General features: G+C 65.5%; 16 protein-coding genes. 8 read left to right on the forward strand and 8 right to left on the reverse strand.

Annotated features, from left to right (window positions below; translation table 11 throughout):
* Positions 1-210 precede the first annotated feature (210 nt).
* Positions 211-879: a phytanoyl-CoA dioxygenase family protein gene (locus ACYVJ8_RS04100; protein WP_460709607.1), complete on the forward strand. Its 669-nt coding sequence runs from the start codon at positions 211-213 to the stop codon at positions 877-879.
* 485 nt (positions 880-1,364) lie between these two features.
* Here ACYVJ8_RS04100 and ACYVJ8_RS04105 read toward each other — a convergent pair whose 3' ends face one another.
* The 6 genes from ACYVJ8_RS04105 to ACYVJ8_RS04130 form a co-directional block, all read right to left on the reverse strand.
* Complete coding sequence (locus ACYVJ8_RS04105) at positions 1,365-2,021, reverse strand: NAD-dependent epimerase/dehydratase family protein (protein ID WP_460709608.1); 657 nt, start codon at positions 2,019-2,021, stop codon at positions 1,365-1,367.
* A 92-nt stretch (positions 2,022-2,113) separates the two neighbouring features.
* Entirely contained in the window at positions 2,114-3,142 is a 1,029-nt protein-coding gene (gene ahr / locus ACYVJ8_RS04110; protein ID WP_460709609.1) for an NADPH-dependent aldehyde reductase Ahr, read from the reverse strand.
* 78 nt (positions 3,143-3,220) lie between these two features.
* A complete protein-coding gene (locus tag ACYVJ8_RS04115; protein WP_460709610.1) occupies positions 3,221-4,603 on the reverse strand; it encodes an MBL fold metallo-hydrolase RNA specificity domain-containing protein in 1,383 nt (460 codons plus the stop codon).
* Positions 4,604-4,670: 67 nt separating this feature from the next.
* Complete coding sequence (locus tag ACYVJ8_RS04120; RefSeq protein ID WP_460709611.1) at positions 4,671-5,690, reverse strand: methyltransferase; 1,020 nt, start codon at positions 5,688-5,690, stop codon at positions 4,671-4,673.
* Positions 5,691-5,785: 95 nt separating this feature from the next.
* Positions 5,786-6,646: an NAD-dependent protein deacetylase gene (locus ACYVJ8_RS04125; protein ID WP_460709612.1), complete on the reverse strand. Its 861-nt coding sequence runs from the start codon at positions 6,644-6,646 to the stop codon at positions 5,786-5,788.
* A 16-nt stretch (positions 6,647-6,662) separates the two neighbouring features.
* On the reverse strand, positions 6,663-6,968 hold the full coding sequence (locus ACYVJ8_RS04130; protein WP_460709613.1) for a PilZ domain-containing protein: 306 nt from the start codon (positions 6,966-6,968) through the stop codon (positions 6,663-6,665).
* 294 nt (positions 6,969-7,262) lie between these two features.
* Between ACYVJ8_RS04130 and ACYVJ8_RS04135 the strand changes: the two genes are divergently transcribed.
* Complete coding sequence (locus ACYVJ8_RS04135) at positions 7,263-9,593, forward strand: glycogen debranching protein (RefSeq protein ID WP_460709614.1); 2,331 nt, start codon at positions 7,263-7,265, stop codon at positions 9,591-9,593.
* Positions 9,594-9,668: 75 nt separating this feature from the next.
* Here ACYVJ8_RS04135 and ACYVJ8_RS04140 read toward each other — a convergent pair whose 3' ends face one another.
* Positions 9,669-10,139, reverse strand: coding sequence for a VOC family protein (locus ACYVJ8_RS04140; RefSeq protein WP_460709615.1), 471 nt, complete (start codon positions 10,137-10,139; stop codon positions 9,669-9,671).
* Positions 10,140-10,331: 192 nt separating this feature from the next.
* Here ACYVJ8_RS04140 and ACYVJ8_RS04145 point away from each other — a divergent pair, with 192 nt between their 5' ends.
* The 3 genes from ACYVJ8_RS04145 (at position 10,332) to ACYVJ8_RS04155 (ending at position 15,060) form a co-directional block, all read left to right on the forward strand.
* The gene (locus tag ACYVJ8_RS04145; RefSeq protein WP_460709616.1) at positions 10,332-10,730 is read left to right on the forward strand and encodes a BlaI/MecI/CopY family transcriptional regulator; all 399 of its coding nucleotides are present in this window, start codon (positions 10,332-10,334) and stop codon (positions 10,728-10,730) included.
* A complete protein-coding gene (locus ACYVJ8_RS04150; RefSeq protein WP_460709617.1) occupies positions 10,723-12,606 on the forward strand; it encodes a M56 family metallopeptidase in 1,884 nt (627 codons plus the stop codon). Before ACYVJ8_RS04145 ends, ACYVJ8_RS04150 begins: the two co-directional genes overlap by 8 nt.
* A 396-nt stretch (positions 12,607-13,002) precedes the next feature.
* On the forward strand, positions 13,003-15,060 hold the full coding sequence (locus tag ACYVJ8_RS04155; protein WP_460709618.1) for a M13 family metallopeptidase: 2,058 nt from the start codon (positions 13,003-13,005) through the stop codon (positions 15,058-15,060).
* 71 nt (positions 15,061-15,131) lie between these two features.
* Here the strand turns inward: ACYVJ8_RS04155 and ACYVJ8_RS04160 are convergent, their stop codons facing one another.
* Positions 15,132-15,674, reverse strand: coding sequence for a peroxiredoxin (locus tag ACYVJ8_RS04160; RefSeq protein WP_460709619.1), 543 nt, complete (start codon positions 15,672-15,674; stop codon positions 15,132-15,134).
* A gap of 800 nt (positions 15,675-16,474) precedes the next feature.
* Between ACYVJ8_RS04160 and ACYVJ8_RS04165 the strand changes: the two genes are divergently transcribed.
* The 3 genes from ACYVJ8_RS04165 (at position 16,475) to ACYVJ8_RS04175 (ending at position 19,324) form a co-directional block, all read left to right on the forward strand.
* The gene (locus ACYVJ8_RS04165) at positions 16,475-16,930 is read left to right on the forward strand and encodes an EF-hand domain-containing protein (RefSeq protein WP_460709620.1); all 456 of its coding nucleotides are present in this window, start codon (positions 16,475-16,477) and stop codon (positions 16,928-16,930) included.
* A 116-nt stretch (positions 16,931-17,046) separates the two neighbouring features.
* A complete protein-coding gene (locus ACYVJ8_RS04170) occupies positions 17,047-17,865 on the forward strand; it encodes a CHAD domain-containing protein (protein ID WP_460709621.1) in 819 nt (272 codons plus the stop codon).
* A 46-nt stretch (positions 17,866-17,911) separates the two neighbouring features.
* On the forward strand, positions 17,912-19,324 hold the full coding sequence (locus ACYVJ8_RS04175; protein WP_460709622.1) for a pyridoxal phosphate-dependent decarboxylase family protein: 1,413 nt from the start codon (positions 17,912-17,914) through the stop codon (positions 19,322-19,324).
* Positions 19,325-19,373: the final 49 nt, after the last annotated feature.

Here is a 19,373-nt window from a genome sequence, read left to right on the forward strand (position 1 = left end):
TTAGCGGATCCGGAGTTGGGTGCCATGCTCCAAGGGCCTCCCGTATTGGAATGGAGCTACGATCATCTCGGCTTAGTCCCTTCTGCCGTGCTCTATTCCATCCTTATGGTGGTGTTCATGGTTTTGGGCATTCGGAGGATGTTGATGGGCAGGCGGACAAGGTCATAGCGAATCAGAGTGCACTTTTCCCGCAGACAACGTTAGGCGGCCATGCACTATCGTGAATTCGAAGGCAAAGGCTTCGTCCTAGTACCCACTGTACTTACGGACGACGAATGCCTTCAGATTGCCGAAGCGCTACGAGCCGAGGGCACGCCTGGCACGCGCTGCTCGTTGGATCTTGACTGGTGCGCCGCTCTCGCCATCCGCATCCGCGAGCATCCCGCGCTTTCCTCGCTGATCCCGCCCGACTACATGGCGACTCAGTGCACCTATTTCGAGAAATCCATCGCCACCAACTGGCTGGTGCCCGTGCATCAGGATCTGAGCATCCCGGTAGCGGTGAGGCTTGCGAATCCCGCGCTAGGTGGCTGGTCGGAAAAGGAAGGATCGATCTACGTGCAACCCCCCGTAGAGGTCTTGCAGCAGCTGATCGCAGTTCGCCTCCACGTCGATCCATGCGGCGACGACGATGGCCCACTCAGGGTGGTGCCAGGGTCCCACAGGTTGGGTCGCATCGATCCCAACGCCGCTTCCGAAATCCGCGCTCGATCCGCGGAGGTTCGGTGTACGGCTGGGCGCGGATCGGCACTGGCGATGCGTCCTCTGCTGCTGCATGCCTCGTCGAAGGCCACCGGCAGCAGCCTGCGCAGAGTCCTCCATTTTCTGTTTGGTCCGCCGTCGCTGCCGCATGGGCTTCGCTGGCGGTATGCGGTCTGACCATTCATTCAAGGGGACGGAGGCTTAATGAAAATACCGCTAGTCATACTGCTTGCCAGCATTGCGTTGGCTGGCTGTACTCAGAAATCGAACGAACCTGCCGCAACAACGCAAGCAATGGCTCTATCTACGGAGATGGCCACGCTAGCGGGACCTGGCGCCAGGTCATGCGGTGTCGTTTTTGTGGGTCAAAGCGACGACGCCGCATGGGGATGTGCGGAGGCCGCGGATAAGGAAGGCCTCCCGTACTGGTTCGCTGTCCGAATTCAAGGAGTGGATGGTGAGATGTGGATGGGGGTCGTACGGTCCGCATCCGGCCAGCATTTCATTCTTTGCGACGGGAGCATTCAACGAACGATTGACGTGCCCGCTTGCCAGCCCTCGGTGTTCGTCGAGACTGGTTGAAAAAGAGAGGACGAGGGAAAGCTTGTCTCGCCCAATTGCCCCTGTCCCATTTGATCTCTGAAGAAAGGGCGCACCGAGACTCACGCGCCGAGCCGATTGATCTCGCCGTTTTCCACAATGCGCGGCGGATCGGGCATACGGGCCAGCGCCAGCATCGCGCGTCCGACATGGGCGGTCGTCGTGAACAGTGCAGGGGCCATCGCTACGCCCAGGCCCATGACCGGGCCGCCGATCCGGTAGAAGACATCCAGCGCCTTGTGCGGCGAGTGCTCGCCATGAACGGGTTGGATGCCGCCGGTGCGCAGCATCGTGGTGCGCAATGGCAACGCGCCCAATGCCTGTTCGGTTTCGCCCTTCACGCGCAAGGGCATGAGGTGGCTGCTGGGGTCGGAGTGTGCGCCGGAGATGTAGAGCAGGCGAAGCGAAGGATTCAGACGGGCCAGCGTACGCGCCACGTTGAGGGTGAGGTCGAGCGTGACATGGCGGTATTGCGCTTCGGGCGTGCCGATCGGTGGCGCACCGGCGCAGTAGAAGCACGCGTCCAGCCCACGCAACTCATCCTCGACCCCATCCAGCGCGGCGAAGTCCGCAACCAGCACTTCACGCAGCCGCGGATCGGAGCGTCCCGTAGGGTGCCGCAGCAGTGCGGTCACGCTCTCGACGTCGCTGGCTTGCAGGCATTCCTGCAGGACGCCCTGGCCGACCAGTCCGGTAGCACCCGTGATCAGGATTCGCATGCGTCATCCTCCGAGCCCAGCGGGGACACTATGGACCAGGACGCGTTTCCACCAGGCGAAGTTCCGGCGCCGAGCGCTTCAGCCGAAGCGCCTCATGCGAAATCCGCATCCAACACGATCCGATACCGCGCCTTCCCCGCACGCAGATGATCCATCGCGTCGTTCACACGGCTCATCGGGAAATGCTCCGTCTGCGGCGCGATGCCGTGCCGCGCCGCGAAACCCAGCATCGAATCGATCGCCGAGCGCGATCCGGTCGGTGAGCCCGACAGGCTCTTCTCGCCGCCAATCAAGGCGAAGGCGATCACCGGAATCGGCTCCAGCACCGCGCCGACCACGTGCAGGCGGCCGCCCGGTGCGAGCGCGGTGAATAGCGCAGGCCAGTCGAGCGATACGTTGACGGTGTCGATGATGAGGTCGAAGGAACCGGCGAGCGCCTTGATCGCCGCGCTGTCGCGGCTGGATACCACGCGATGCGCGCCGAACGCCCGCGCTTCCTCCGCCTTGGAATCGCTTGAGGTGAAGGCGGTCACTTCGCACCCCCAGGCGCGACAGAACTTGAGCGCCATGTGGCCCAGGCCGCCGATGCCGACCACGCCGACGCGCGCCGTCGGCGGTATGTCGAACAACTGCAGGGGCGAAAAGACCGTGATGCCGCCGCACAGCAAGGGTCCGGCTTCCGAGGCGGGCAGGTTTTCCGGCAGCGGCACGGCCCAGACCCAGTGGCAGCGGACTCTTTCTGCGAAGGCGCCATGGCGCCCGGTGATCGTGCCGACGACGTTGCGGCACAGATGGTGCTTGCCGGCCAGGCAGTGTTCGCAATGCAGGCAGCTGTAGGCGTTCCAGCCGATGCCCACGCGCTGGCCGATCGTCAGGCCCTTGGCGTTCGGACCCATCGCGACCACGCGGCCGATGCCTTCATGGCCCGGCACGAAGGGATAGCGGGTTCCACCCCAGTCGTTGTCCAGCATCGACAGGTCGGAATGGCAGATGCCGCAATGCTCGATGGCGATCTCGACGTCTTCATCGCCGAGCGGGCCCGGATCGAACTCGAAGGGCTCCAGGCGTCCGCCGACGGCATGCGCCGCCCATGCTCGTGTCATGCCGCTTGCCGTCGCCATGTCGTCCGCTCCGCGCTGGGGAAGGAAGCGATGGTAGTCCTCGGCGCTGGGGAAATCATGATGCGGGCGCGTCGTCGGCTAGACCTCAACAATCAAGCCCGGCGTCGCCAGCGTCGCGGTGATGCCGAAGTGCTCGCCGATTTCACCCGCCAGCGCCTCGCGTGCCTTGTCTTCGCCGTGGACCAGCACCAGCGGCGGGTGATCGGCGATATGTCCGTACCACTCGATGAGGCCGTGCTGGTCGGTATGCGCCGACAGTCCGCCGATGGTGTGGCGCTGCGCGTTGGCGCGCACGTCGTGGCCGTGGATGCGCACCCAGCGCGCACCCTCGACGAGCCGTCGTCCCAGCGTGCCCTCGGCCTGGTAGCCGACGAACACCACGTGCGTGCGTGGATTGGAGAGCCGTTGCCGCAGGTGGTGCAGGATGCGTCCTGCGTTGGCCATGCCGCTGCCGGCAATGATGATCGCACCGCGGTCGACCTCGTTGATCGCCATCGATTCCTGCGGCGTTTCGGTCAGGCGCAGGTTCGGCAACTTGAAGGGGCTGGGGCGTTCGGCCCACACGCGCCGTGCGTCCTCGTCGAACAGGTCCTGGTTGTGGTCGTAGACCTTCACCACCTTGTGCGCCATCGGGCTGTCGAGAAAGATCTGCCAGCGCGACAGGTTCCAGTCGTTCCAGTGGCGGGCGAACCAGTACAGCAGCTCCTGGCTGCGGCCCACCGCGAAGGCGGGGATGAGGATGTTGCCGCCTTCGCGCCACGCATGCTCGAGGATGCCGCCGAATTCGGCGATGGTGGCGTCGCGGCTGCGGTGCAGGCGATCGCCGTAGGTCGATTCCATCAGCACCAGATCGGCGCGATCGATCAGGCTGGCATCGCGGAGGATCGGCGTGCCCTTCGGGCCGAGGTCGCCGGAGAACACCAGTTTCTTGCCGTCGGCGTGGACCTCGACGATGCACGAGCCGAGGATGTGCCCGGCATCGCGGAAGACGATATCGATGCCCGGCAACACGTTGCTGCGCTGGTCGTAGGGCAGGGAGCGGACCTGGCGCATCGCGACTTCGACATCGGCGCGTGTGTACAGCGGCTGCGCGTGCGGCTTCCCGTTGCGGTGGTTTTCGCCGCGACGGTTGGCACGCTCGGCGTCGTTCTCGGCGATCGTCGCGGCATCGAGCAGCATGATCGGCATCAGTTCGGCGGTGGCTTCCTGCGCGAAGATCGGACCGCGGAAGCCGCGCTTGACCAGCAGCGGAATGCGCCCGATGTGATCGATGTGCGCGTGGCTCACCACCAGCGCATCCAGGCGCGGGATGTCGAAGGGGAAGGGTTCGGCGTTGCGCTGTTCCGCTTCCCGGCTGCCCTGGATCATGCCGCAGTCGAGCAGGAGCCGATGGCCGGCGGCTTCGACTTCGTGCAGCGAGCCGGTGACTTCACCGGCCGCGCCGTGGAAATGGACACGCATGGACAGCTCCAGGCACCGGGGCAGGCCCTATTAAACCTCCACTCGGCCCCGTGTGCTTGGCGCGCGGCTACTTGATGGCGATCACCATCGAGTCCGGGCCGAGCAGGTGCTCGACACGCGTTTCCCGGAAGCCGGCTTCGCGCATCCAGCCCATGCAGTCCGCGCCGGTGTAGTCGAAGCCGCCTGGGGTTTCGATCAGCATGTTGAGGCTCATCAGCAGGCCCAGCGCGTTCTCGCGGCGCTCGTCGTCGATCAGGGCTTCGTAGACGATCAGGGCGCCGCCGGCCGGCAGTGCGTCATAGGCTTTCGCCAGCAGGTGGCGCTTCTGCTCCAGATCCCAGTCGTGAAGGATGTGGCCCATGATCAGCACGTCCGCGCTCGGCAGCGGCTCCTCGAAGAAGTTGCCGGTCTGGAAGCTCAAGCGATCTGAGAAACCGTTCGCGCGCACGTACTCCTCGAAGATCGGCCGCACCTGCGGCAGGTCGTAGCCGGCGCCGGTCAGATGCGGGTGCGCCCTGGCCAACTGCACCGGCACCGCGCCCTGCGCCGCGCCGATATCGATGAACGTGCGGTATTCGTGCCACGGGAACTTCGCCGCGATCGCCGCGGCCGCGCCCAGGCTGACGCCGGTCATGGCTCTCAGGAACCCTTCCAGACGCGCGGGATCGGCGTACAGCGTGGCGAAGAAATCGTCGCCGCGCTTGGCTTCGTTCTGCGGCTCGCCGCTCAGCAGCGCATCGGTGAGCGAGCCCCAGAAGGGATACAGCCGGCGATTGCACATCTCCAGCATGCCGCCCACGTACGAGGACTTGGCACGGTCCAGGAACAGGTCGCAGGCCGGCGTGTTGGCATAGACGGTGCCGTTGCGTTCGAGCATGCGCAGCGCCACCAGCGCATCGAGGAAGTCGCGTGCACTGCGCGGATGCAGGCCGAGCCGGCCGGCGAGCGTCGCGCCATCGAGCTGACCCTTCGCCAGTTCCGTGAATACGCCCAGCTCGATCGCGCTCAGCAGTGTTTTCGAACCCCAGAAGCCCAGGCCGAGCTGGAGGATGGAATCGGGCGTGACGGGATTGCTGTCGGCGTTCATGTGCATGGGTTCTGCAGGGAGAGCCCAAGACAACGCCGACTGGCAGGCGATGCGGACACGATCGGCGCGTGTGTCCCCCAATCGGGTAGTGCGGATCAATCGCCTGTAGCGGCCTCGACTTCGTCCGCAACCGCGGCGGCCAGCGTCGCCGCGCAGTCGGCGTGCAGCTTGAGCGTGGCCAGCTCATCGGCACGGGTGCGGCCGCGGGTCAGGATCGCCAGCGGCAGCCCCGCCTCGCGTGCCATGCGCGCGAAGCGGAAGCCGGAATACACCATCAGCGAGGAGCCGCACACGAGCATGGCGTCGGAGCGATGCAGCGCTTCGGCTGCGCTTTGCACGCGTTGCCGCGGCACGTTTTCGCCGAAAAACACCACGTCCGGTTTCAACAGGCCGCCGCACTGTGCGCACGCCGGCGGTTTGAAGTTGCTGAAGTCCGCGTGTTCCAGATCGGCATCGCCATCGGGCGCGGTGGTGGCGGTGATCGCAAGCCATTGCGGATTCGCTTCGGCGAGCAGGTCTTGTACCGATGCCCGCGAAACGCGGGTCGCGCAAACCATGCATACGACCTGATCGATACGGCCGTGCAAATCGACCACGTTCGCGTGGCCGGCGCGTTCATGCAGGCCATCCACGTTCTGCGTGACCAGCAGGGACAACTGCCCGCGCGATTCCAGCGAGGCCAAAGAGGCATGCGCCCGGTTCGGCTGTGCGGCCGCGACGATCGGCCAGCCGATGAAACTGCGCGCCCAGTAGCGCGCCCGCATCGCCGGATCCTGCATGAAGGCCTGGTAGGTGATCGGTGCGCGCCGCTTCCATTCGCCGTCGGGTCCGCGGTAATCGGGAATGCCCGACTGCGTACTCACGCCTGCACCGGTGAGGACGAAGAGGGAGCGGTGCGCATCCAACCAGTCGCGCAGGGCGTTCGCGGCTTCGTCGTCGGAAAATTCAGCCTGCATGTTTCCGAAGGCGGACTCAGCTCAGATTGGTCAGCAGTTCGTGGATCTGCCGCTCCTGCGCCGGGGCGAACTTCACCCCCATGTGGTCGACGCAGATCCGCACGACGCGGCCCTGGATCACCACCGGATGCTCGGGGTCGAATTCGAAGAACAGGCGCAACGAGGCGCCGTCGGTCGGCAGCCAGTAGTCGTCCGGCAGCCGCATCCGCACACCGCCTTCGGACACGTCGAGCACGGTCGCGCTGTGGCGATGGCCGTTCGGGGTGACCATGATCGCCATCAGCGTGTTGTGGCGCGGACTGCGGCGTCGTTCCATTTCCATGGCGAACCCCTGCGTGGACATAGAGGAGCAACGGCGGGCTGGGGGAAAACGGGCCACGGCAAAAGCGCCGGCACGGCACGCGTCCCCAGCGGGCGAGAACACGAATGTGCGTCAACCTACCGGAACGAGGGATTCGGACCGCGTGAACGTGGCGAAAAACGCGCGGCAGCGAGCCCAGCGGCCACATCTTTTGCCTGAATACGATTGCATTTGCGCGTCCGCGGTCATTGTGCAGTTGCACCTCGGGCGACAGTGCGCCGGCGCGAAAGGACGCGCTTTTCCTGGGGAAGGCAAATGCGTGAGCGGTTTCGGCAGTGGAACGGACTGGTCGCCAGCGTCGTGGTTTGCGCGGCACTGTCGCTCGGCATCGCGTCGCCAGCGGTGGCGGCGATCGATGCGTACGCCCTCGGCGCCAAGTACGACGGCACCCAGAGCAACATTACCTTCAAGGTCTATTCCTCGCGCGCCACGCGCATCGAGGTGTGGATCTACAAGACAGCGTCCGGTGCGCAGGAAGTGGTGCACTACGTGATGACCAAGGACGCGGCGACCAATGTCTGGTCGAAGACGGCCTCGGTGGCGACCCTGCAGAACACCTACGGCGTCACCGGAACGGTCTACTACGGCTACCGCGCCTGGGGCCCCAACTGGACCTACAACAGTTCATGGACCAAGGGCAGCAGCCTGGGCTTCGTCACCGACATCGACGCCAGCGGCAACCGCTTCAATCCGAACAAATTGCTGATCGATCCATACGCACGCGAGATCAGCCAGGACCCGCAGACCGCGGCCTGCGCGGACGGCACGATCTACGCCAGCGGCGCCACCCATCGCAACAAGGACAGCGGCGCCTGCGCGCCCAAGGGCATCGTGCTGGCGACGGACACCACTTCGTTCGGCACCAAGCCCACGCGTGCATTCAAGGACGACGTGGTCTATGAAGTGCACGTGCGCGGTCTGACCAAGGACGACACGAGTCTGGCCGCCGGCATCCGGGGCACCTACGCGGGCGCTGCGCAGAAGGCCTCGTACCTGGCCGGCCTCGGTGTCACCGCGGTCGAATTCCTGCCGGTGCAGGAGACCCAGAACGACACCAACGACGTCGATCCGAATTCGGATACCGGGGACAACTATTGGGGGTACATGACCCTCAACTACTTCGCGCCGGACCGCCGCTATTCCTCCGACAAAAGCGCGGGCGGGCCCACGCGCGAGTTCAAGGCGATGGTCAAGGCGTTCCACGACGCCGGCATCAAGGTCTATATCGACGTGGTCTACAACCACACGGGCGAGGGCGGAGCGTGGGGCGGCACCGATGGCCTCACCGTCTACAACATCCAGTCCTGGCGCGGCCTCGACAATCCCACGTACTACTCGCTCACCAGCGACTTCCAGCATTCCTGGGACAACACCGGCGTCGGCGGCAACTACAACACGCGCAATACCGTCGCGCAAAACCTGATCGTCGACTCGCTGGCGTACTGGCGCAGCACGCTGGGCGTCGACGGCTTCCGCTTCGATCTCGCCTCTGTGCTGGGCAACACCTGCCAGCACGGCTGCTACAACTTCGACAAGATGGATGCGGGCAACGCGCTCAATCGCATCGTCGCAGAGTTGCCGCCGCGTCCGGCCGGTGGGGGCAGCGGCGTCGACCTCGTCGCGGAGCCGTGGGCGATCGGCGGCAATTCCTACCAGGTCGGCGGCTTCCCCAGCGGTTGGGCCGAATGGAACGGCGGCTACCGCGATGCCATCCGCAAGAAGCAGAACAAGATGGGCGTGGACGTGGTGACGATGGGCACGCTGGCCTCGCGCCTGGCGGGCTCGTCCGACCTGTACGGCGACGACGGCCGCATGCCCTGGCATTCGGTAAATTTCGTCGTCGCCCACGACGGCTTCACCCTCAACGACCTGTATTCCTACAACACCAAGCAGAACAGCCAGCCGTGGCCCTATGGGCCTTCCGACGGCGGCGAAGACAACAACAACAGCTGGGACCAGGGCGGCGTGGCCGCCGACCAGCGCCGCGCCGCGCGCACCGGCATGGGCCTGATGATGCTGAGCGCCGGCGTGCCGATGATGACGGGCGGCGACGAAGTGCTGCGGACCCAGTTCGGCAACAACAACGCCTACAACCTGGATTCCTCGGCGAACTGGCTGTTCTGGACGCGCGACACCGTCGAGGCCAACCATGAGACCTTCAGCAAGCGGCTGATCGCGTTCCGCAAGGCGCACGCGTCGCTACGGCCTTCCGGCTTCTATTCCAGCGTGGACAACAACGGCAACGTGATGGAGCAGCTGCGCTGGTTCAAGCCGGACGGCGCCGTGGCCGATGCCGCGTACTTCAACAGCAGCAGTAATCATGCGCTGGCGTGGCGCATCGACGGCAGCGAGTTCGGCGATACCGCCAGCGCGATCTACGTCGCTTACAACGGTTGGTCGGCGCAGGTGAATTTCACCCTGCCGTGGCCGGGTAACGGCAAGCAGTGGTACCGCGTCACCGACACCGCCACCTGGAACGAAGGCGCGAACACGTTCGTAGCGCCGGGTTCGGAAGCGTTGATCGGCGGCGAATGGACGGTATACGGCCTGCAAGCGCGATCGTTACTGGTGCTGATCGCGAAGTAGGGCGGGGCATCACGTTCGGCCAGCATGCGAGTGGACGCGCAAGGCGTCCACTCGCTGCACATTTTCAATCGGCGGCTATTGCTTGGTTTGCTTATTCGCCCATTCCTCGCCGCGGCGTTGCATCTCCGCGTCGCTGACGTCCTCGATATGGGTCCCTAGCATCCACTTGTGGCCGAACGGGTCTTCCACGGTGCCCATGCGGTCGCCCCAGAACTGGTTCTCCGGGGGCTGCACTACCTTGGCGCCCGCCTTGACCGCTTTGTCGATCGCCTTGTCGACATCCGGTACGTAGATAAGGAAGCTGCCGGTCGCGCCACCGCGGCTGGTCGGGCTCAGTGCGCCCCATTGCTCGAATTCGTCGGACAGCATCAGGCGAGAATCGCCGATCTGGATTTCCGCATGCCCGATCTTATCGCCCACCGGCAGGCGATAAGTCTCCTTGGCGTCGAAGGCTTTGGCGTAGAAATCCAGCGCCTTCTTGGCGTCGTTCACCACGGCCGATGGCGTGATGCTGTGATAGCCGGACGGAATTGGTTTGACACTCATCGCATTGCTCCTGCTGTGGGAGCCGTTAATGATCGTCGTTGGGCTGTTAGGCAGGAATGAGCGGAATGTTGCAGTACCAAGAAGCCGACGGAGACTGGCGGGAAACCATGACTTATGACATAGACAAAAAGGTCTAGACAGTCTGGTCTACATGGGCTAGGGTGCGCCCATCGTCCCTGTATGCCCGCTGCGATGAGCAAAGCCGCCACAAAGTCACGCAAGCCGCCGAAGCCGACCGCTGCGGAACTCGACCTGTTGCGGGTGATCTGGCGATTGGGGCCGTCGACGGTACGCGACGTGCACCAGGAGCGGCTGCGCGAGAAGCCCGACCTGGCGTACGCGACGGTGCTGCGCCTGATGCAGGTGATGCACGGCAAGGGCTTGCTTATGCGCGACGAGAGCCAGCGCTCGCATGTCTACGCCGCGGCGCATGCGCAGGACGCGCTGCAGACCAATCTGCTGCGGGATCTGATTCACAAAGCTTTCTCCGGCTCGGGCAAGGCGCTGGTCATGGCGGCCTTGAACGAGCACGTGACCGCCAAGGAGCGCGAGGAAATCCGCCGCTTCCTCAAGGAGACGGGCGATGAGTGAGCCATTGACGACGCTGTTGGCCTTGCTGGTTCCGGCGCTGGGAAGGGCACTGCTGCACTTCCTCTGGCAGGGCGCCTTGATCGGCCTGATCGCAGCGGTCTTGTTGCACGCGCTTCGCAATGCCCGTCCGCAGGCGCGCTATGCCGTCGCATGCGTGGCGATGCTGGCCTGCGCGCTCGCGCCGATCGCCGACATCGTGTGGTTCTTGCTGCAGGACGCCGAAGTGGCGACTTCGATCGCGCCAGCCGGAGCGGCTTCGCTAACGGCGGCATCACCCACGATCGCGTTGCCTGTCATCGCGACGGCGACGGTTGGCCTGGCGTCGCGCATCGACGCCGCACTGCCGTGGATCGTCGCGTTCTGGGCCTGCGGCGCTTGCGTGTTGTCGCTGCGCATGGCGACGGGCGTCTGGTGGATTCAGCGCCTGTGCGCGACTCCGCAGGCCACCGCGCAAGCGGCGTGGCAGGCGCGCCTGGATGCCTTGTCCGCACGCTTCGCCCTGGCCAAGCCCATCGCGCTGCGATTGGTCGATTCACTGGCCACGCCCGCGGTGGTCGGCTGGTTCCGACCGGTGGTGCTGTTGCCGGTAGCGCTGATCAATCGTATGCCCGTGGATCTGCTCGAAGCGCTGCTGGCGCACGAGCTCGCGCATATACGACGCCACGACTATCTGCTCAACCTGCTGCAGGGCGCGGTCGAGGCGATGCTGTTCTATCACCCGGTGACGTGGTGGCTGTCGCGCCGCATCCGCAGCGAACGCGAGCACATCGCCGACCAGCTCGCCGCACAGGTCATCGGCGAGCCGCGCCGTCTCGCCCTGGCCTTGTCCGAACTCTCCGAATTCGTCGCATCCCACACCACGCCATCGTTCGCCACGCCGTCACTGGCCCTGACCGCCCACGGAGGTCCTCTCATGTCCCGCATCGAACAACTCGTCCGTCCCGGCCTGCAGCGCCGCAGCGGACGCATTGCCTTCCCCCTCATCGGCCTGGCCGCCGCATGCCTGGCGTTTTACGCACACGCGCAAATCGATCGCGAAGCGCCGGCCGCGGCTTCTGCGAAGTCGGCCTCGGCGAAGGCCGCCGCAACCTCGGCCGTGGCAAAAGCGAACGGCGAGAAGGGCCACGTGCGCCTGCACGAGCCCTATGCGGGACCGACCTATGCGCTGGTCCGCAAGGGCCACGACGGCTTCACCATGTCGGGATCGACCGACTACATCGACGACATCAAGGCCGTGCGCAGCCGCATGGGCAGCGATTTCCTCTGGTTCCGCAAAGGCGACCAGGCCTACGTCGTGGTCGATCCGGCCACGCTCGATCGCGCCACGAAGGCGTGGGCGGAAACCAACAAGCTCGACGCGCGCATGGAAGCGCTCGATGCACAGATGGAAGTGCACAGCCACAAGATGGACGCGCTCAGCGCGCAGATGGACAAGCTGTCCGATGGTGGCGAGAGTCCCGCGATGGAAGCGGCCGCCAAGCGCATGAAGGAGTTGGGAGGTCAGCAGGGAGCGCTGGGTGCGCGGCAGGCTGAGCTGGCGACGGCGATGATCAACGCCAACGAGGCGCAGCAGGACAAGCTCTCCCGCGAGATGGATGCCTTGTCGGCGCAGCAGGATGCTCTGTCGGAGCAGATGGATGCGCAGTCCCGCGTCATGGACGCGGAGAGCGAGCGCATGGAAGAGCAGGCGAAGCCGATGGAAGCGCTCGGCCGCCAGATGGAAGAGGCCGGCAAGCCCATGGAGGCGCTGGGCAAGCAGATGGACGAATTGGGCGAACAGATGGATCGGCTCAGCGAGCAGGCGGAGCGCGAGACGCTGCGACTCATCGACGATGCGGTGGCGAAGGGGTTGGCGCAGCCGGCGCCTGTTCGCTGATCGCTCCATGCACCCGTTCCGCGACTTCCTCCCAATTCGGCGCCGATGGGCTGCGCATGCGCTCCCAGGTGGCCGCGAGTGCGGGTTCCAGATCCTTCCACTCGCGATGTGAGCCCTCTTCGTGGGCCACTCGGAGCACTGCGTTCAAAAGGATCTCGTCTACCTCGGGAATGTGCAGCATCTTCAAGTCCCCCCGGCGGGGGAATATCACTACGCCCGTTGGGGAATGGGCGCAACGTAGCGAGCCCATGCCGGCTGAACGCGTCAGCATCGTCCGCAAGACCGGCTGCCTGAGTCGGCAAAGTCCCGGCGCCCCGGCGCTCCGCCCCAACCATCGGCCTACGACTGCGGGGCGGAGCTGAGCTAGGCTCCGTGGACTTTCCACGGGGATAACGCATGAAACGCTCACCGCTCAGCCTCGGGCTGGCGCTCGCCGTCGCCCTGACGGCCATTCCGATGGTCAACGCCGCCGATATTCAGACCAAGCCGCAGCTGGGGAGTTTCGGCGTCGATCTGGCCGCGCGCGACACGGCGATCAAGCCGGGCAACGACTTCAACCGCTACGTCAACGGCCATTGGCTGGATACCTACCAGCTGAAGGACTACGAGACTTCGTACGGCTCCTTCAACCAGCTGCGCGACCAGTCCGAGGCGCAAGTCCACGCGATCATCGAAGAACTGCAGCAGCGCAAGGACCTGGCCGCGGGCAGCGACGCGCAGAAGGTGCGCGACTACTACGCCAGCTACATGGACCGCACCACCCGCGACGCGGCCGGCATCAAGCCGCTGCAGCCGGTGCTCGCGCGCATCGGCAAGATCAAGTCGAAGGGCGATCTGATCGCCGCCTTCGGCAATAGCGAGCTGGACGCCACCACCGCGCCGGTGCGCTTCGGTGTCGATCTGGACCGCAAGGATCCCAATCAATATCTGGTCGGCCTGCGCGTCGGCGGACTGGGTCTGCCGGACAAGGACTACTACCTCAATGGCGACGAGCGCTTCGTCAAGATTCGCGCGGCCTATGTCGAACACATCCAGCGCATGCTCGGCTTCGCCGGGGTCAAGGATGCGAAGGCGCGCGCCGAAGCGATCCTCGCGCTCGAAACCGAACTGGCCAAGCCGCAGTGGGAACGCGCGCAGCTGCGCAATCGCGACAAGACCTACAACGTCGTGTCGTTCGCCGACCTGGCCAAACAGTATCCCGGCTACGACTGGGCCGCGCAGGTGCGCGCGCAGGGCATGCAAGCGCTGGACCGCGTCAATGTAATCACGCCCAGCGCGGTGCAGCCGGTGCTCGACGTTGTCGCGCGCACGCCGCTGCCGGTGTGGCGCGATTACCTGACCTTCCACGCCGTTCGTAACAACGCGCCGCTGCTGAGCCGCGAGATCGACGACGCCGCATTCGCCTTCAACGGCACCGTGCTTAGCGGCCAGAAGGCGCAGCGCGAAGACTGGAAGCGCGGCGTGGCCCTGGTCGGCGACACCGACGGCCTGGGCGACGCGCTGGGCAAGCTGTACGTCGAGCGCCACTTCACCCCGCAGGCGAAGGCGGCGATGGATCAGCTGGTCGCCAACCTGCGCGTGGCGATGCGCCACAACTTGGAGAAGATCGACTGGATGGGCGAGGCGACCAAGGCCGAGGCCTATCACAAGCTCGACACCTTCCGCCCCAAGATCGGCTACCCGAACAAGTGGCGCGACTACGGCAGCGTCAGCATCGTCCCGGGCGACCTGATGGCGAACGTGATGCAGATGCGCCGCTACAACCGCGACGACGAGAACCGCCGCATTGGTACGCGTCCGGACCGCGACGAGTGGTTTATGACGCCGCAGACGGTCAACGCGTACTACAACGCGACCTTTAACGAGATTGTGTTCCCGGCCGCGATCCTGCAGCCGCCGTTCTTCGACCTCAACGCCGATCCGGCGGTGAACTACGGCGCCATCGGTGCGGTGATCGGTCACGAGATGGGCCACGGTTTCGACGACCAGGGCAGCAAGTCCGACTTCGCCGGCATCCAGCGCAACTGGTGGACGGATTCGGACCGCACCAACTTCGAGCAGCGCACCAAGGCCCTGGGCGCGCAGTACGACGGTTTCTGCCCGATCGAAGGCACCTGCGTGAACGGTGCGCTGACCATGGGCGAGAACATCGGCGACCTCGGCGGCGTGTCGATGGCCTACACGGCCTATCAGCTCAGCCTGAAGGGCAAGCCGGCGCCGGTGATCGATGGTTTGAGCGGTGACCAGCGCTTCTTCCTCGCCTGGGGCCAAGTGTGGAAGGGCAAGTACCGCGACGAAGCCCTGGTCAATCTGATCAAGACCAACCCGCACTCGCCGACGCAGTACCGCGCCAACGGGCCGCTGCGCAACTTCGACCCTTGGTACCAGGCGTTCGACGTGAAGCCGGGCGATGCGATGTACGTGGCGCCGGAGCAGCGTGTGCGTATCTGGTAATGCGCTCCGCGTAGTGATGAAACGACAAGGCCCGCGAAAGCGGGCCTTGTTCGTTCGCGACGGTGTTCGGTTTACTTCTTCAGCGCCTTCACCGCGTCCAGAGTTTCCTGCACGTGCTTGTTCGGATTCATCTCCGAATACACATGGGCGATCGAGCCATCGCGCGCGATCACGTAGGAGGTACGGCTGGCCCATTCCGGCTTCTTGTCCAGGATCGCGTCGTACTGCTTGGCGATCTTGGCGCCGGGGTCGGCGGCGACCGGGAACTTGCCGCCGCAGTGTTCGGTTTCCTTGGAGAAATCGGCGAGCTCATCGACGTTGCCCGCGGTCACGCCGATGACGGTCGCGCCCTGTGCCTTGAACTGGTCGATGGCCTGGGAGAACAGGCGAGCTTCGATGTTGCAGCCGGGCGTGTGCGCGGCGGGGAAGAAGTACACGACGACCGGGCCTTTCTTCAGTGCATCGGCGAGCTTGAAGGTGAAGGGCTTGCCGGCGAGATAGGCCGGTGCGGTGAAGGTAGGCGCCTTGGCGCCGGTCTTCAGCGCGGCAAAGGAAGGCGCTGCGAACGCGACGGCGGCGATGGCGCCAAGAACGGCAAGTTTGAGTGATTTCATGAGCGGCTCCGGGGTGACGGGTGCCTTATACGCCAAAGCCTTTGCTTTTGCTCGTCATCTCTTGCTCTTGCTCGTCGTCCCAATGTTTTTGCTCGTCATCCCTTGTTCTTGCTCGTCATACCCGCGAAGGCGGGATCCAGCGACTTTGGCTTTTGTTTGTGCTGGTTGAAGAGCCGCCGGCTTCGGTGGGACGCGCTACCCGACGGGACGGGGGTGCTCCGCCCCTCCGGACGGCATCCCTGCCTTTAGTCGGGGCCGCGGACCATCCTGGTCCGCTCTCCGCACCCCCATCCCATCGGGCAGCGCTCGCCGCGAGCGTTGTGATCGCCGCTTCGGTCACGCGCGCTACCAGCTCCTTCTTCTCCCCGCGAGCGGGGAGAAGATGCCCGAAGGGCAGATGAGGGGAGCGAGCGCAGCGAGTTGCTTTCGCTTTTTGCCAACGCACCCGAGATGTATGGGAGGGCAGGCGGTGCCGCAGGCGCGACTGTCAGCGGCATGGATGCCGCTGACAAGCCTCCATGGACGGATTCACGGCGTGTCGCGACTGCCCACCGGCGCCGACTGCCCGTGCCGGAATAGCTACCACCGACACGTCCCCTCACCCTGCGTCGCTCGCGACGCGGTCCCTCTCCCCGCAAGCGGGGCGAGGGATCGCTGATGACGGCGCGCTGACGGATTGCAAAGGTGACTGCGGCAGCCGCGCCCACAACACGTTTTGCTGCGGAAGACTCCACCGTCCATTTACATCCGTACTGCGAGCTTTGCGCTGCAATACGCCGCAGCAACCCAAGGAGACGGCAATGACCTCCCGCAAACTTTCTCTCCTGGCCCTGGCGATCGCGGCCGCGGCATTCGCCGGCGCCTGCAATCGCTCCAATAAGGCCGACAACACGGCCTACGAGAACAAACCCGCTGAGACCACGCCGGCTGAGACCCCGGCCACTACGACACCACCGCCCGTGACCACACCCGCGGACACCACCGGAACCAGCACGGCGTCGACCGGTGACATGAACGGCACGAAGCCCACCTCGACGCTGCCGGCACCGACGTCCGAAACGCCGGCCACCACCGCCAACGCCGCGACGCCGTTCGACGACATGGATCTCAACAACGACGGCAACCTGTCGCGCGACGAACTGCCGCAGACCAGCCCGCTGCTGCAGAACTTCTCTACCGCCGACAAGGACGGCAACGGCATGCTGTCGCGCGCCGAGGTCGATGCGCAGCGCGGCAAGATGCCGCCGGGCGGTTGATCGGATCGCTTTGCAGCGACGGTCAAAATCGGCTGTCACATTGGATCCAAGGCCCGCCGCAAGGCGGGCCTTTTTCGGGTACGGTGCGACCGAGCCTCTCGCTGAGGATGTCGGCCATGGCCAAGGTCGCGCGATCGCCGGCGGACACGTTCGGTCCCGCGCTGCGTGATTACGCCATCCACGAGTTGGATATGGCACGCGAAGGCCTTGCGCGTACCGGGCACGTGCATGCGGGCACCCATCAGGCACGCAAGGCGATCCGGCGCGCGCGTGCGGTGCTGGCGCTGGGAGAAGCGCGGCTCGGCGTGGACGCCACGCTGATCGATCGCGCGTTGCGCACTGTCAATCGCGATCTGTCGGAACTGCGCGATGCCCATGCCTTGGTCGAGGTCCTTGAACGCCTGGCCGAGCGGGCGCACGACCCCGCCGATCGGCAGTTGCTACGCCAGGCCGTGCGTCGCGCGCGCCGCGCCTCCGGTCGCGTCAAGAAGCGCCATGCGCAGGAACGGCAGGCCGCCGAAGAGAGCCTGGCCGCGTTGCGTGCGTCATTACAAGGACTGCCTTGGAGCACGCTGACCTGGCCGGAGTGCCAGGCCGCGATCGCGCGCAGCGCCGAACGCGCCCGGTCGGTCCAGGAGCGAGCGCGCAATTCCGACAAGGACGCACGTTGGCATCGCTGGCGCCGTCGAGTGCGGCTGCTCGTGCTCGAGCGTCGCGCCTGCAGCCAGTGCGGCATGGCCGCGGTTGCCGAGCTGCGCTTCGATCAGCATTTGGCCGAACAGCTGGGTGTGGCGGGTGAATTGACCCTCGTGCTGGAGCGCTGCGGCCGCGCCTCGCCTTTCAAACGTTCCGAACGCGCGCCGCTGCGCAGATTCGCCGCCAAGGCCCTAAAACGCCAACGGCGGCGCATCCTCTCGGTCCTGCCTCGGCAGTAAGCCGCGAGCTGGAGCAAACTGTCGGCCTTCCCGCGGAGGAAACCCGATGAGCAACGATCGCTTCGACACCAGCGAGTTCACCCGCTGCCTCGACCGTGCGCACGCCCATGCCACCGACTACTTGCGCGAGTTACCGCAGCGGCACGTGGGTGCGCGCCTGGATCGCGAAGCGCTGATGTCGGCATTGCGCGCGCCGTTGCCACCCCAGGGCGAGGACGCGGCGGCGGTGCTCGACCTGCTCGCGGCGCAGGCGCCGCAGGGCACGTCGGCCTGCGCGTCGCCTCGCTATTTTGGTTTCGTGATCGGCGGGTCGCTGCCGGTGGCGTTGGCGGCGGACTGGCTGGTGTCGACTTGGGACCAGAACGCCGGCATCCATGTCATCTCGCCGTTGAGCGCGGCGCTGGAGGAAGTCGCCGCGCAGTGGCTGCTGGATCTGTTCGACCTTCCACGCGAATCCGGTGTCGGTTTCGTCACCGGCTGCCAGATGGCCAACTTCACCTGCCTCGCCGCGGCGCGGCATGGGGTGTTGCGCAAGGTCGGTTGTGATGTGGAAGTCGAGGGGCTGCATGGTGCGCCGCGCGTGCATGTCGTCACCTCGGCGGAGTCGCACATCACCATCGATGTGGCGCTGCGTTATCTCGGCTTCGGCACGCGCTCGCTGCATCGGGTGGAGACCGATGCGCAGGGACGCATGCTGCCGCAACGCCTGCGCGAAACCCTGGCGGGCCTGGAAGGTCCGGTGATCGTCTGCGCGCAGGCGGGCAACGTGAATACCGGCGCGTTCGATCCCTTGTCCGAGATCGGACAGATCGTGCGCACGCATGGCGGCTGGCTGCACGTGGACGGTGCCTTCGGCCTGTGGGCGCGAGCGAGCGAATCGTTGCATGGGGTGGCCGACGGCATCGAGCTGGCGGATTCGTGGGCCACCGATGCGCACAAGTGGCTCAACGTTCCTTACGACTGCGGGGTCGCGATCGTGCGCGATGCGGAAGCGCATCGCACCGCGATGACCTCGGTCGCGGCCTACCTGATCCAGACCGCGGGACTGGAGCGCGACGCGGTCGATTGGGTCCCCGAGTTCTCGCGCCGCGCCCGCGGCATCCCGGTGTACGCGACGCTGCGCACGCTGGGCCGGGCGGGCGTCGCTGCGCTGGTGGAGAACTGTTGCGCCCGCGCCCGGCAGATCGCCGAGCGGCTGTCCGCCGAAGCCGGAGTGCGGGTGCTCAACGATGTGGTGTTGAATCAGGTCCTGGTGCGTTTCGGTGATGACGATGACTTGACGCGTGCCGTCGTGACCGGTGTGCAGGAGGAGGGCACTTGCTGGCTCAGCGGCACGACCTGGCACGATCTGGCGGCGATGCGGATCTCGGTTTCGAACTGGGCGACGTCGGTGGATGACATCGAGCGTAGTGCCGGAGCGATCCTGGGGGTGTTTCGCAGGCTTCGCGGCGGGGGCTGAGCGCGGCCGCGGTCACCGCGAGGAGTCGAAGGGTGGGATGTCGATCCGG

This window comes from Lysobacter terrae (assembly GCF_054782215.1).